This is a genomic window from Pseudomonas sp. MF4836 (assembly GCF_002018875.1).
Taxonomy (GTDB): domain Bacteria; phylum Pseudomonadota; class Gammaproteobacteria; order Pseudomonadales; family Pseudomonadaceae; genus Aquipseudomonas.
Window position 1 is genome coordinate 21,108 of the sequence record NZ_MVOL01000028.1, and the last position, 14,032, is coordinate 35,139.

At 65.3% G+C, this 14,032-nt stretch carries 7 protein-coding genes and 1 rRNA gene; 4 read left to right on the top strand and 4 right to left on the bottom strand.

The genetic code is table 11. The features are described 5' to 3' along the window. The first annotated feature begins 149 nt into the window (after positions 1–149). From MF4836_RS34055 to MF4836_RS34070, 4 genes are all read left to right on the top strand, one after another. The gene (locus MF4836_RS34055) at positions 150–1,001 is read left to right on the top strand and encodes a sugar phosphate isomerase/epimerase family protein (RefSeq protein WP_078474063.1); all 852 of its coding nucleotides are present in this window, start codon (positions 150–152) and stop codon (positions 999–1,001) included. Between the two features lie 12 nt (positions 1,002–1,013). Next, entirely contained in the window at positions 1,014–2,066 is a 1,053-nt protein-coding gene (locus MF4836_RS34060) for an isopenicillin N synthase family dioxygenase (RefSeq protein ID WP_078474064.1), read from the top strand. 31 nt (positions 2,067–2,097) lie between these two features. Further along, entirely contained in the window at positions 2,098–2,895 is a 798-nt protein-coding gene (locus tag MF4836_RS34065; RefSeq protein ID WP_078474065.1) for an ABC transporter substrate-binding protein, read from the top strand. Between the two features lie 94 nt (positions 2,896–2,989). Beyond that, a complete protein-coding gene (locus MF4836_RS34070) occupies positions 2,990–4,531 on the top strand; it encodes an amino acid ABC transporter permease/ATP-binding protein (protein ID WP_078474066.1) in 1,542 nt (513 codons plus the stop codon). A 24-nt stretch (positions 4,532–4,555) separates the two neighbouring features. Here MF4836_RS34070 and recD read toward each other — a convergent pair whose 3' ends face one another. The 4 genes from recD to rrf all read right to left on the bottom strand — a co-directional run. Next, positions 4,556–6,628 carry an exodeoxyribonuclease V subunit alpha gene (gene recD / locus MF4836_RS34075; RefSeq protein WP_078474067.1) on the bottom strand — a complete coding sequence of 691 codons (2,073 nt, stop codon included), beginning with the start codon at positions 6,626–6,628 and terminating at the stop codon, positions 4,556–4,558. Further along, positions 6,625–10,314, bottom strand: coding sequence for an exodeoxyribonuclease V subunit beta (gene recB / locus MF4836_RS34080; RefSeq protein WP_078474068.1), 3,690 nt, complete (start codon positions 10,312–10,314; stop codon positions 6,625–6,627). The genes recD and recB overlap by 4 nt, the downstream gene beginning before the upstream one ends. Then, positions 10,311–13,760 (bottom strand): exodeoxyribonuclease V subunit gamma, encoded by a 3,450-nt coding sequence (recC, locus tag MF4836_RS34085; protein ID WP_078474069.1) that lies wholly within the window; start codon positions 13,758–13,760, stop codon positions 10,311–10,313. Before recC ends, recB begins: the two co-directional genes overlap by 4 nt. A gap of 192 nt (positions 13,761–13,952) precedes the next feature. Next, a 5S ribosomal RNA gene (gene rrf / locus MF4836_RS36310) occupies positions 13,953–14,032 on the bottom strand; the annotation flags it as partial.

Here is a 14,032-nt window from a genome sequence, read left to right on the forward strand (position 1 = left end):
GTGAGCAGCCCACGCGCTGCACCCGACGAGACCGGATCCACAGAGACCCGGCTCAAAGCATGTCTTTTGCTACTGCCGTACACAGCATTGCGCCGGCCAACCGCCGCCGTGGTGCTTTGAGTAGCCCGAGGCATCTTTGAGGTTCGCCGATGAAACTGGAAATATTCCGCACACTCTGGGGTTATACCGCGAGCAAAGCCCAGGCCCTGGACGAGCTGCTGGCCGCCGGCTTCGACGGCATGGAAGCGCGCTTGCCCCTGGAAACCCGCGATCGCACCGAATTCGGCGCCTTTCTGCGCGCCAATCACCTGCCCTATATCAGCACCGTGTTCAGCGCCTACGAGGTGCTGCCCAAGCAATCGGCGGCGCCCGCAGAACACTTGCAGGACCTTGATCGCAAACTGGCCTGGGCCGCCGAACTGGGGCCGCGTTTCGTCAACGTGCTGGCGGGCAATGACCGCTGGAGCCTGGCGCAACAGGTGGAGTTCTTTGGCCAGGCCCTGGAACTGGGGCGCAAGCACGGCCAGTTCTGCAGCTTTGAAACCCACCGTTCGCGCTCGCTGTTCAACCCCTGGCTGACCCTGGACCTGATCCGGCAACTGCCCGACCTGCGCTTCACCAGCGACATCAGCCACTGGATCGTCACCTGCGAGCGCTTGCTGGACGACCCCCATGACGACCTCAGCCCGTTCGTCGAGCGCGTGCACCACATCCAGGCCCGGGTCGGCTATGACCAGGGCCCGCAGGTCCCCCACCCCGGCGCCCCGGAGTACGCCCGCGAACTGGCGTTCCACCAGCAGCACTGGGAGGCCATCTGGCGTTCGCAGCAAAGCCGGGGTTACCCGGTCAGCACCCTGACCCCGGAATTCGGCGCCGACGGCTACCTGCATCACCTGCCCTTCACCAATGTCCCGGTGGCCGACCTGTGGTCGCTGAACCAGTGGATGGCCCGTACCGAGCGCCAGCATTTCGACCGCTTCCATCACTCAACCCAGCCATGAGGGGCTTGCGCCATGCCCGATAAAACCAATCACGCCAAGGCCAACTTCAGCAGCATCCCGGTGGTGGATATCGCCGGCCTGTTCAGTGTCGAGCTGGAGCATCGCCTGGCGGTCGCCGAGCAACTGGGCGCGGCCGCCAGCGAGGTGGGGTTTCTCTACATCACCCACCACGGCATCGCGCCGCAACTGATTGCCGATCTGCGCCAGGCCGCCAGGGACTACTTCGCCCAGCCGCTGACGGCCAAGATGCAGCACTACATCGGCACCTCCCAGAGTCACAAGGGCTTCGTGCCCGAAGGCGAAGAGGTGTACGCCAAGGGCAAACCGGACCACAAGGAGGCCTTCGACATCGGCTTCGAAGTGCCGGCCGACGACCCGCTGGTGCTGGCCAACACTCCGCTGCTGGGCCCCAACGACTGGCCGCCACTGCCGGGTTTCAAGGACGCGGCCCAGGCCTATTACGCTGCGGTGTTCGCCCTCGGCCGACGACTGTTCGGCGGCTTCGCCCTGGCCCTGGGCCTGGCGGAGGACTACTTCGACGCTCTGGTCACTCGCCCGCCATCCAAGCTGCGGCTGATCCATTACCCGTTCGACGACACGGCCCAGGATGCCCCGGGCATTGGCGCCCACACTGACTACGAGTGCTTCACCATCCTCATGGCCGATAAACCCGGGCTGGAGGTGATGAACGACCAGGGCCAATGGATCGACGCACCGCCGATCGCCGACGCCTTTGTGGTGAACATCGGCGACATGCTCGAAGTCATGACCGCCGGCGCCTTTGTCGCCACCGCCCACCGCGTGCGCAGCGTCAGCGAGGAGCGCTATGCCTTCCCGCTGTTCTATGCCTGCGACTTCCATACCCAGATCAAACCGCTGCCGCAATTCGCCAAGGCCAACGCCGAGTACGAACAGATCGCCATTGGCGAGCACATGTACGGCCAGGCCTTGCAGACCTACCAGTACCTGCGCCGGCGCGTGGAAAACGGCGAGATCCGCTTGCCGGACAAAGCCCGCAAGCCATCGAGTTTCGGTCACCTGAAACACCAGCCCCAACCGTCCTGATTGCCTTCGCCCACCCCTGGAGTGCCACCCCATGCTCAACAAAAACAACCTCGTGCGCCTGACCCTGCTCACCGCCGGCCTGCTCGCCGCCGGCACTGCCCTGGCCAGCACCGCCACCCCGGGCCAGCTGAAGATCGGCATGGAAATCACCTACCCGCCGTTCGAGTCCTATGACAGCGACAAGAACGTGATCGGCTCCGACCCGGAACTGGCCCACGCCCTGGCCAAGCACCTCAAGGCCAAGGCCGAGTTCGTGGATACCAAGTTTCCCAGCCTGATCCTCGGCCTCAACGCCGGGCGCTATGACGCCATCATCTCCGGCATGTACATCACCCCCGAGCGCCAGACCCAGGCCCTGACCATCGCCTACGCCAAGACCGGCGCGGCGATCATGGCGCCCAAGGACAGTGGCCTGAACCCGCAGACCCCGGAAGACCTGTGCGGCCTGAAAGTCGGGCTCGAACAGGGCACCACCTGGGTCGGCCAGTTGCAGAAACTCTCCAGCGACTACTGCGTGCCCAACAACAAGGGCGCGATCAGCGTCAGCGAGTACCCCTCGGCCCCTGAAGTGACCCAGGCCCTGCTCTCGAAAAACATCCAGGCCCAGGTGGAAATCGCCGGCGCGGCGAAGATGATCGCCGAGCGCACCAATGGGCGGGTGGTGGTCACCACCGCGCACCCGATCTACCAGCAAACCCTGGGCATCTTCGTCAAGAAGGGCAACGACGCCACCTACAAGGCACTGCAGGAAGCCTTTGCCGAGAGCCGCAAGAACGGCGACTACGCGGCGATCCTCAGCAAATACAACCTGGAGCCGGTGACCGAGTAACCGGCGCGGCGCGCAAGGATGCGCTCCGGACTGATCCGCGATCGAGGGCACCGCGCCCGTCTTGAAGCCTGCGATCCGAGCGGCTGAGGTAGTTATGCAATTCGACTGGTCCTACTTTTTCTCCCTGTTTTCCCTGCCCAGCTTCTGGCACGCCTGCGTCACCGTGGTCCAGCTCAGCGCCCTGGCCTGGTTTATCGGCATGCTGCTGGGCTTTCTCCTGGCCTCGGCCAAACTCTCGAGCACGCCCTGGATCCGAGCCCCGGCGGCGGTCTATATCTGGTTTTTCCGCAGCATCCCGCTGCTGGTGCTGGTGGTCTTCGTCTACAACCTGCCGCAGCTGTTTCCCGTTACCGGCGCGGTGCTGTCCAACCCCTTCTACTCCGGGCTGTTCGCCCTGGTGGTGACGGAAGCGGCGTACATGGCGGAGATCCATCGCGGCGGCCTGATCTCGGTGGCCAAGGGGCAGAAGGAAGCCGGCCGCGCGCTGGGCATAGGCCTGCTGGGCCTGCAACGGCTGATCGTCATCCCCCAGGCCTTTCGCATCTCCCTGCCCACCCTGATCAATGAGTACATCACCGTGGTCAAGCTGACCTCGCTGATCTCGGTGATCTCCCTCACCGAGTTGCTGACCGTCGGCCAGCGCCTGTACGCGCAGAACTTCCTGGTGATGGAAACCCTGGCCGCCGTGGCGGTGTATTACGTGCTGATCGTCAGCGTGTTCGGCTGGCTGCTGCAGCGCCTGGAGCAACACCTGGATCTGAACCTGCGCAAGCCCCAGACCCTGGACGCGGCCAGCGTCGCCCGGCTCAAGGCCCACACCCGGCAGCAACCCATCCAGCTGCGCGCGGAACCCGGTCCCGGCAGCCCACCGGCCTTGCAGTTGCAGAACATCCACAAGCGCTACGGCGACCACCAGGTGCTCAAGGGCATCGACCTGCAGGTCGCCAGCGGCCAGGTGATCTCGATCATCGGCCCCTCCGGCTCCGGCAAGACTTCATTGATCCGTACCGTCAACGGCCTGGAGCGCATCGACCAGGGTGAAATCGTGTTGTTCGGCAACAGCTTTATCAACGCCGGTGACAACCTCAACAGCCCCCAGGTGCGCGACGGCGTGCGCCACATCGGCATGGTGTTCCAGAACTTCAACCTGTTCCCGCACCGCTGCATTCTCGACAACATCACCCTGGCGCCGCGCTACCACGGCGTCAGCCAGAGCCTGAGCGAGCAACAGGCCTACGCCCTGCTGGACAAGGTCGGCCTGCTGGCTCACGCCCGCAAATACCCGCACCAGTTGTCCGGCGGCCAGCAGCAGCGAGTCGCGATTGCCCGGGCCCTGGCCATGGAGCCGGCGATCATGCTGTTTGACGAGCCCACCTCGGCCCTCGACCCGGAGCTGGTGGGTGACGTGTTGAATGTGATCCAGGACCTGGCCCGCGAAGGCATGACCATGCTGATCGTCACCCACGAGATGGACTTTGCGCTGTCGATTTCCGACCGGGTGATTTTTATGGAGGACGGCCATATCCAGCTCGACGCCAGTCCGAGCGCGATCCGCCAGGAGGCCGCAGGCGAGCGGGTCCGGCGCTTCATGGGCCTGGAAGCGCCAGGCGAGGCGCCACGCACCCGTGCCGGGTAACGGGGCGGGTTGCTCGCCCGGGGCCTAGCCCAGCTCTAGCATCAGGCCACTGAGGCGCTTGACCTTGCGCCGCACGGCCTCTTCAAACACCCCGGCGCGGGGCTCGATCAGGCTGAACCAGTCCTTGGCGCGGGTGATGCCGGTGTAGATCAGTTCCTTGGTCAGCACCGGGTTCAGGGCGTCCGGCAATATCAGCGCGGTGTGGGCGAACTCCGAGCCCTGGGATTTGTGCACGGTCATGGCGTACACGGTTTCCACATCATTGAGCCGGCTCGGCAGCACAAAGCGCACCCCGCCCTGGCCATCGTTACGCGGAAAGGCCACACGCAGCACCAGGCGCCCGGCCTCCGGCCCCTCGTGCTCGGGCAGTTTCAGGGCAATGCCAATGTCGCCGTTCATCAGGCCCAGGCCATAGTCGTTGCGGGTCATGAGCACCGGACGGCCTTCGTACCATTGCTGCTCGCTGTCGATCAGCCGCGCCTTGAACAAGGCACTGGTCACCCGCAGGTTCAAACCCTCGACGCCCCACGGGCCCTTGCGCACCGCACACAGCAACTGAAACTGGTCGAAGGCCTTGAGTACGTCCCGCGCCCAGCGGGTCCAGAGCGGATCCTCAAGGGCGGTGCCGGCCGGCGGTCGCTGGCTGCGCAGCAGACTCAGGTAATGCCGGTAGCCTTGCGGGCCGTCGCCATGACCTTCGAGCAGCAGGCGCTCCAGGGCACGGTCCTGCTCGCCCTTGAGGCTCAGGGCATAGAGGTCGGCGTGGCTGCGGGCCGCCAGCAGGCCCCGCGCCTCATCAGCCTGCTGCTGGTTGACCCAGCGCGCCAGCTGGCCGATGCCGCTGCCTTCGCCGAAGCGCCGGGAATGACGCAGCATCACCACCTGCTGGGCCAGAGGATGGGTCTGCCCGTGGTCTTCCTGCAAGCCGCTGGCGGCGAGGTTTTCGCCGCTGATGGCCTGCAACCAGTCGCGGGTCGCCGGGCTGTACCAGCCGGCTTCGGCATCGCGGCACAAGTCGCCAAGCACCGCTCCGGCTTCCACCGAGGCCAGTTGGTCCTTGTCACCCAGCAGCACCAGCCGCGCATGCATCGGCAAGGCATCGAGCAGGTTGGCCATCATTTCCAGGTCGATCATCGAGGCTTCATCCACCACCAGCACGTCCAGTGGCAGGCGATTACCGGCGTGATGCCGGAAGTGCCGGGTGCCCGGACGATTGCCCAGCAAACGGTGCACGGTGGTCACTTCACTGGGGATTTTCTCGCGCACGCTGTCGGCCACGGCCAGGGAACGCACCTGCAGGCTGATGGACTCGGTCAGGCGCGCAGCGGCCTTGCCGGTGGGCGCGGCCAAGCGAATCCGCAGCGGCTTGCCAGCCTCCACCGCCGGCGCCTGGAGCAAGGCCAGCAAGCGCACCACGGTGGTGGTCTTGCCGGTGCCCGGGCCGCCGGTGATGATGCTGAACGCCCCCCGGGTGGCCAGGGCGCAGGCAAGCTTCTGCCAATCGATCGGCCCCGCTGCCTTGGCCGGACCGAACAGGCCGTTCAAGCGTTCGGCCAGGTCCACAGGCGTCGGCTCCTGCAGCGCCAGGCGCTGGCGCAGGGCCAGGTCGATACGGCGCTCATAGGCCCAGTAGCGACGCAGGTACAGGCGCTTGCCCGACAACACCAACGGCCGCTGCCGAGCCTCCTCGGCACCATCGGCCGCCAGTGCCACCAGGCGACTGGCCGCCAGGGCCTTGCACCAGTGAGCGCCGTCGAGGCTGGCCAGCACGTGGGACGGCAGCAGCGCACCGCCCTGCAGGTCGCCTTCGGGGGGCAGGGACAGGGCGAAGTCAGGCTCCTTGAGGGTTTCGAACAGGTCCAGGCACACATGGCCGTGGCCCAACTGATGGCTGGTCAACGCCGCCGCCATCAGCACCAGCGGGTCGCCGTCGGGTTCCAGCTCATGCAGAAAGCCGACAAACGCCTTGTCCAGGGCACGCAGCCAGCCGCGCTCCAGCCACCGATCGAGCAACAGCATCAGGTCGCCGGCACGGGCCAGCGGCGCCAGGTCGGGTTGCGGCGCGGGCGCCAGGGGCGTCAGCAGGTCATCGTTCATAGCAGTACTCCCTGTTCCCAGGCGGGCTCAGCCTTCGGCAGTTCGGGCTTGCCCTGGAACATGCGGTCCAGGCGTTCGATCAGCTCCCGTGGCGGCCGGGCAAACACCAGCCCCTGACTGGCCGAACGGGTGCCGCGCAAAAACAGGTAGAGCGCGCCGCCCATGTGCCGGTCGTAATCGTAATCGGTGAGGCGGGCCTGCAACTGGCGGTGCAGGGCCAGCAGGTAGAGCACGTATTGCAGGTCATAGCGGTTGTCGAGAATCGATTGTTCCATGGCCTGCTCGGTATAGGCCGCGTCGTCCACGCCGAGCCAGTTGGATTTGTAGTCGGCCACGTAATAACGGCCCTGATGTTCGAACGTCAGGTCGATAAACCCCTTGAACATGCCGTTGAGCAACACCGGTTCGGCCGTGACCCGAGGCACGCCGTGGTGGGTGTGCTGGCGCACCAATTCATCGAGCTTGAGCACGTCGACCTTGTGGCTGGCAAACCAGAACTCCATCTCCACCCGGTACTCGGTCAGTTGACTGAGCACCACCGGCGGTTGCCCCGCGCCGACAGCCAGAGGCGCCTGCAACAGGTGCTGCATCCAGTCGCTCAGGGTCGGGATCCAGCCTTCCCAGCCACGCCGATTGCAACGCCGGGCGATGGCATCCTCGATGGCCTCGGGGTCGGCGGCGAACCCGTCTTCCCCGGCCCACTCCAGCAAGCCATGGAGAAAGGTCCCCGGGTTCGGCCCCCGCGGGAAACGATGGATATCACCGCCGCTGGCCGCGACCTCACGGGGCGCATCGGGGTCGAGTCGTTCATCGTCGAACAGCTTTTGCGCCTGCGGGTTTTCCGGTGCCTCGGTGCCAGCGCCCAGGCTGTCGCTGATGCGCAGGGCACTGTAGGAAGCAATCCACCAGTTCTCCGCAGCACGTCGGTTCGGCAGCAGTACCGCCAGCAGGCTGGCGTCGTTGCGCGGCGGGGTAAAGCGGTTGTCGCAGGCCTCGGGCATGGGCTCGACACCGAGCGCCTCGCAGCCCTCCTGCAGATCGTCCAGCCAGCGGTTCAGGCCAGCGGATTCATTCAATACCGCACCGCCCCCCAGCAGATAGCCGAGGGCCGAGAGGTGCAGCACCGAGCTGTTATTGCTGCCGCGCTTGAGGTCGGTGACGCCCAGCCAGCAGGCGTGTTGCGCCCGGGTCAGGGCCACGTACAGCAGGCGCAGGTCTTCAGCCAGACGCTCCTCGTCAGCGCGGGCAATCAGCTCGGGAGTCGGGCGCAACGTCACTTGGGCCTTGCCCGCGGCGTCGTGGTAATGCAGCGGCAGGCGGCTGCCATCCACCGGTTTGGCCGAACAGATAAACGGCAGGAACACCAGTGGGTATTCCAGCCCCTTGGACTTGTGGATGGTCACCACCTTGACCAGTTGCTCGTCGCTTTCCAGGCGCAGGATCTGCTCTTCACCGGCCTGCCCGGACAACGCCAGATGCTCGGCCAGGTGACGGATCAACGCCTGTTCACCATCCAGCTCCGCCGCCGCTTGCTGCAACAGTTCAGACAGGTGCAGCAAGTTGGTCAGCACCCGCTCGCCATCGCTGCGGGCGATCAGGGCCTGGGGCAGCTGAAAGTCATGCAACAGGCAGCGCAACATCGGCAACACGCCCTGAGTGCGCCAGATCGCCCGATAACCACGGAACTGCATGACCCGGGCTTCCCAGGCCAGTTCGTCCTGGTTCAGCCGCTCCAGCTCCTCCAGGGGCAGGTTCAGGGTCAGCGACGCCAGGGCCGCACGCAGCGGGCGTTCGACGTCCGGCTCGGCACAGGCCTTGAGCCAGGTCAGCAGGTCACGGGCTTCCTGGGCGGCGAACACCGAGTCCTTGTCCGACAGGTACACGCTACGCACGCCACGGGCCGCCAATTCAGCGCGCACGGCCTGGGCCTCTTTACCGTCGCGCACCAGGATTGCGATATCCGCTGGCAGCAGGCCCCGCAGCGCCTGGCCGTCCCGGGCAAAACCGCTACGGCCCTGCTGGCCGCCATTGAGCAACTCGACAATCTGGCTGGCGCAGGCACCCGCCAATTGCTGTCGATACACCACCCCGGACAACGGCTGTTCGGCCGACAAGTGCCAGAGATTCATCGCCGTAACGGCCTGGCCGTCGATCAGCAACTGTTCCTTGCGCCCCTGGGACTCCACCGGCAGAAAGGGCACCGGGTTGTCGCCATCCGGCTCGCGAAAGAGAAAGGCGCCATGGCCCTGCTCCCGCAGTTCGGCACGCTGAAACACATGATTAACCGCACTGACCATGGCGTGGCTGGAGCGGAAGTTGGTACCCAGGGTGTGCAGGCGGCCACTGGTGGCCTGGCGCGCGCGCAGGTAGGTGTAGATGTCGGCGCCGCGAAAGGCGTAGATCGCCTGCTTCGGGTCGCCAATCAGGAACAGGCCGGTGTCCGGATTGTTGTCCTCGATGCGGTAGATGCTTTCGAAGATCCGGTACTGCACCGGGTCGGTGTCCTGGAACTCATCGATCAGCGCTACGGGAAATTGCTCGCGGATCAGGGTTGCCAGGCGCTCGCCGCCGTCTGCCTGCAAGGCCGCGTCCAGGCGCAGCAGCATGTCGTCGAAGCCCATCTCGGCCCGCCGCCGTTTCTCTTCCTCGAATCGCGTCCCGACCCACTGTGCCGCGTGCTGCAGCACCGCCGCATCCGGGCTGGGCAAAGCATCCAGGCTGGCCTTGAGCTGGGGCATGGCGTCCAGCCCGGGGTGGCGCGGAGCCTCGCCCTTCCAGGCCTCGCTCATGCCGTCGGCGGTCAGGCGGCTGAAGCCGGTGCCGATGTCCAACTGCTCGGCACTTTCATCCTGGGCCCAGGCGCTGATCTTTTCGAACCAGGGCTCGAAGTACCGGGCCTGCATCTTGCGCCCATCGACGCTCTTGCTGGCCACGCCTTGCAGGCAGATCTCGCGCAACTCGGCGGCCCACTGCACCCAGGGCGCCTTGAGCTCGACCAGCGCCTCGCGACGCTCCTGCAGGCAGGCTTCGATCAGCTCGCTGGGGGATTGGGTTTGCGGCTCCCGGCGCTCGCTGCCAAACAATGCCCGCACTCGCGGCAGCAGCGCCGCCGGCCCGCCCCAGTTGGCCCGTACCCAATTCAGCGCATCGCCCTGCATCGGGTAGCAGAACAGCCGCCAGTAATCGCGCAGCACTTCGCCCAGCAGGTCGCTGTGGTCGGTTTCCAGGGTCTGGGTGAACAGGCTGCCGCTGTCGAACGCGTGCTCGCGCAACATGCGCTGGCACCAGCTGTGGATGGTCGAGACCGCCGCCTCGTCCATCCATTGCGCGGCAATGTCCAGGCGGTTGGCGCAGGCGGCCCAGTGCTCGGGAGCGAACTGCCCGCGCAGGTCGGCAATCAGGCTGTCGCTGGCCGCGATCTCGTCACGGAAGAACCGTGCGGCCTCGGCCAGGCGCGTGCGGATGCGCTCACGCAGCTCCTTGGTCGCGGCGTCGGTGAAGGTCACCACGAGGATTTGCGGCGGCAGCAACTCCCGGCCAAAACCGGCCGGCTCGCCACCGTGGCCCAGCACCAGGCGCAGGTACAGCGCGGAGATGGTGAAGGTCTTGCCGGTGCCGGCGCTGGCCTCGATCAGTTGGCTGCCACGCAGCGGGAAGGCCAGGGCCAGGGGGACTTGCTGGGTCATGCATCGGCCTCCGTGCTGAGGGCTGAACGCCAGGGCGCGGTGAGCAGCGGGCGATAGAGTGTCTCGGCCCAGCCGCTGAAACTTTCGTCGGCGACCAGGGCGTTGTAATCGGCGAATTGCCGGGCCAGGGCCGGGCTCTCGCGGCGCTCGCCATCGGTGGTCTGGCCATCGCCTTCATAGGCTTTGCGCGCGGCGGCTTCGGCCTTGAGCGGGTCGCTCTGGCCCAGCCAGGCGAACGCGGTTTTCACCGCCACCGGCAATGGCTGGCGCATCCCGGCCTGCCAGGCCAACAGCAATTCGCCGAGGCTGTCGAGCGCCGCTTGCTGCTCCAGGGCCGGCAACAGCAGGCTGTCGTCACTGGCCACCAACGCGGTGCTTAACGGGTAGCCGCTGGCACAGGCCACCAGGTGATTGACCCACACCCGAATCAGTCGGTGCCACTTGCGGGTCTTGATCGAGCCGATGCTGTTAGGGATGGCAGTTACCGACAACAGGCCGCCGTCGCCGCGCTGATGCAGGCCGCTGAGCCAACCCTCCAGGCGCACGCCCTTAAGCTCCAGGGAGACCGGCAAGGCGCTGGTCACCGGGGTCGGCCACAGGCTGAGCAATTGCTGGTAGCGCTGCAACAGGTCCGGCAGCGGCTCGATCAGCTCGCGCTGCAGGCACTCGCCAAAACCGGCCATGGGCAACAGGCCACTGGCTTGCAGCCGTTGTGCCTGGGCCTGCAAGGCCTGCTCGGGGTGCTCGGTATCACCGAGGGCAGCTTCCAGCAGGCTGTCGCTGAGGCTGTAGCGTTGCAGAGCGTCGAGGACGAAAGGCTCTTCATCGGCCAACGGGGCTTCCAGGGCTTCGAAGAACACCTTGAGCCGCTGGCTGAAAAAGTGCCGCACCGGGTTGCGCAAAAAGTCCTGCAACTGCCCCAGGCTCAGGGGTTCTTCCTGGACGTAGGGCGCCAGTTGTTCCGAACCCGTTTTCGGGTCGTGCTGCTGATGCAGCAGTTGCCACTCACGGGCGTAACTGAACAGCGCATCGCCCTCATGGAAATAGCGGGCGCTGAAAGGTTGCAGCGGATGCTCCTGGGTCATGCCTTCCAGCAGAGGCGCCTCATCGACCAGGGACCAGCCGCTGGCCAGGTGGTCGCGCAGCTGACCGATCAGCACCGAGGCCGGGCGTTCGCTGTTGTCACGAATGCTGCGCCCGACCCAACTGACGTACAGCTGGTTGCGCGCCGAGAGCAAGGCTTCGAGCAACAGATAGCGGTCGTCTTCACGGCGGGAACGGTCGCCGGGGCGGTAGTCGCTGCCCATCAGGTCAAAATCCAGCGGCGGCTGGGCACGCGGGTAATCGCCATCGTTCATGCCCAGCAGGCACACCAGCTTGAAAGGGATCGCACGCATCGGCATCAGGGTGCAGAAGTTCACCGCACCGGCGAGAAAGCGCTGGGACAGGCGTCCCTGGTCGAGCCCAGCCAACCAGGCTTCGCGCACCACGGTCAGGGGCAGCTCGTCTTCCAGGCCGACCGACTGGCAGGTCTCGAGCCAGGTTTCCCGTAGGTCTTCCAGCTGGCTCAGCAGGTAGTCGTCGTGCTCGGTCTCCGCCAGGAAGAACAACTGCATCAGCCCTTGCAGGCGCTCGCCCCACTGCTGCGGCGTCGCGGCCTCCGTCAGTTGCCCATAGGCCACTTGCAAGGCGTCGAGCAGCGCCACCAGAGGGCCGATCAGCGCCGCGTCCAGGCCGCCGATTTCGTCGTAGGGTTCAATACCATCGCAAGCGGCGGAGCGGCCCACGGCGTAGCCCAATAACATGCGGCGCAGGCCGAAACGCCAACTGTTTTGCTCCAGCTCCTCGGGCAGCCCCAGCTGTGCACGCTGCTCGGCGCTCATGCCCCAGCGGATGCCGGCGCCTTCGATCCAGCGGTGCAGGGTCGGCAGGTCGGCTTCATCCACGCCAAAACGCGCACGCAAGGCCGGAACATCGAGCAGGTCGAGAATCTCACTGACCGGGAAGCGGCTGTCCGGCAGCTTCAGCAAGTGCTCCACGGCGATCAGCAACGGGTCGCGCCCGCGCTGGCCCTGGTCGGTCAGGGTGAAGGGGATAAAGCGTCGGTCATCGCGCTCCAGCTGCCCGAACACCGCACGGATATGTGGGGCGTAACTGTCGATGTCCGGAACCATCACGATCACATCACGAGGGCGCAGGTCGGGATCGGCACTGAAGCGGGCGAGCAACTGGTCGTGGAGGATTTCCACCTCGCGCTGGGCGCTGTGGGCAATGTGAAAACGGATCGACTGATCCTGCGTCAGATCGATCGCCGGCCAGTGTTCGCGGGTCTCGTTCAATGGGCGCAGTTCGAGGATGTCGTCCTGCAATTGATTGAGCATGTTCTGCGGCTGGTTTTCGCTGAACAGGTCGATGCGCCCATCGCGAAAGGCCGCACGGTAGCTGCTGGGGTCGTCATAACTGTCGAGCAGGCTGATGTAGTCACGGCCCTGTTTGCCCCAGGCGGCCAGCAGCGGATGCGCATGCTGATGCAGGGTTTGCGGGTCGAGGGCAACGGGCATGCCGGCCTTGCGCGCCTGGCGCTTGTATTGATGCCGCAACAGGTCTTTATCGGCGACGATGTCGGCCCAATGGTGACGACATGGGTTGTGCACGCAAAGCAGCACCTGGCTGAATCGCGCCAATCCCGCCAAGGCTTCCAGGGCCTGGGCCGGCAGCGAAGAAATCCCGAACACGATCACTCGCGACGGCAAGCCCTTGGGCGCGACATCCAGCTGGTTGATGCGCTCGATAAAGCGCTGGTGAACCCCGGCCCGACTCTGGGCCATGCCTTCGGCCCCGACATCCAGCAGCAAGGCTCGCCACAACTCGGCCTGCCAGCAGTTGGCAGGGGTCAGCGGCTTGGCCTCGCCTCGACCATTACGCAATTGATGCCGGCCTGCGGCCCAATCTTCCAGCCAGTCGGCGCGGTACACCTGATATTGGTCAAACAGGTCCGCCAGGCGCTCCGCCAGTTGGTAGCGCTTACGCAGGTCGGTGTCGTGGGTCAGGAAGCGTTGCAGGGGCTCGAAGTGCGGCTGATCGATCAGCTCGGGCAACAGGCGCATCAGGCGCCAGGTCAGCGGGGCTTTATCCAGCAGGGACTTGGGCGGAATTTCATCCCGTCCCAGCACCATGCGATACAACTGCCACATAAAACTGCCCGGCAGTTGCACATCAATGGCGGCGGCAATACCGCAGCCTCCCAGGTCGTCGTCCTGCGGGTCTTCCGCCAGGGCCAGCTTCAACCATTGGGCGATACCGTTGCTCTGCACCAGGGCGATTTCATTTTCCAGGGGCGCCAGGGGGTAACGCCGCATGACGCTGATCACCAAGCTGCGCAGCTCATCCAGGCTGTTGCTCTGGACCACCATAAAACCAGCGTTGAGGGACGTAGCGTCCGGCATAGAGGCTTCCTTGGAAAATGCACAAGCGAGGGTGGGACTTTAGCAGTGAGAGCAGCAGTAAGCTTCAAGTGGATAGCAGCAAGCTGCAGCCGAACAAGGTGCCTGTAAGGTCGCCCCCGCACAGCCAGCACTTTCCTGCGCGCAAAAACAAAACCCCTGATTGCGTTAGCAATCAGGGGTTCTGGAATTTAATCTTGACGATGACCTACTCTCACATGGGGAAACCCCACACTACCATCGGCGATGCATCGTTTCACTGCTGAGTTCGGGAT

Excerpts from the sequence above, each read along its gene's own strand:
- MF4836_RS34060 (WP_078474064.1), top strand. The coding sequence starts at position 1,014 with ATGCCCGATAAAACCAATCACGCCAAGGCCAACTTCAGCAGCATCCCG.
- MF4836_RS34055 (WP_078474063.1), top strand. The coding sequence starts at position 150 with ATGAAACTGGAAATATTCCGCACACTCTGGGGTTATACCGCGAGCAAA.
- MF4836_RS34070 (WP_078474066.1), top strand. The coding sequence starts at position 2,990 with ATGCAATTCGACTGGTCCTACTTTTTCTCCCTGTTTTCCCTGCCCAGC.
- MF4836_RS34065 (WP_078474065.1), top strand. The coding sequence starts at position 2,098 with ATGCTCAACAAAAACAACCTCGTGCGCCTGACCCTGCTCACCGCCGGC.
- recB (WP_078474068.1), bottom strand. The coding sequence starts at position 10,314 with ATGACCCAGCAAGTCCCCCTGGCCCTGGCCTTCCCGCTGCGTGGCAGC.
- recD (WP_078474067.1), bottom strand. The coding sequence starts at position 6,628 with ATGAACGATGACCTGCTGACGCCCCTGGCGCCCGCGCCGCAACCCGAC.
- recC (WP_078474069.1), bottom strand. The coding sequence starts at position 13,760 with ATGCCGGACGCTACGTCCCTCAACGCTGGTTTTATGGTGGTCCAGAGC.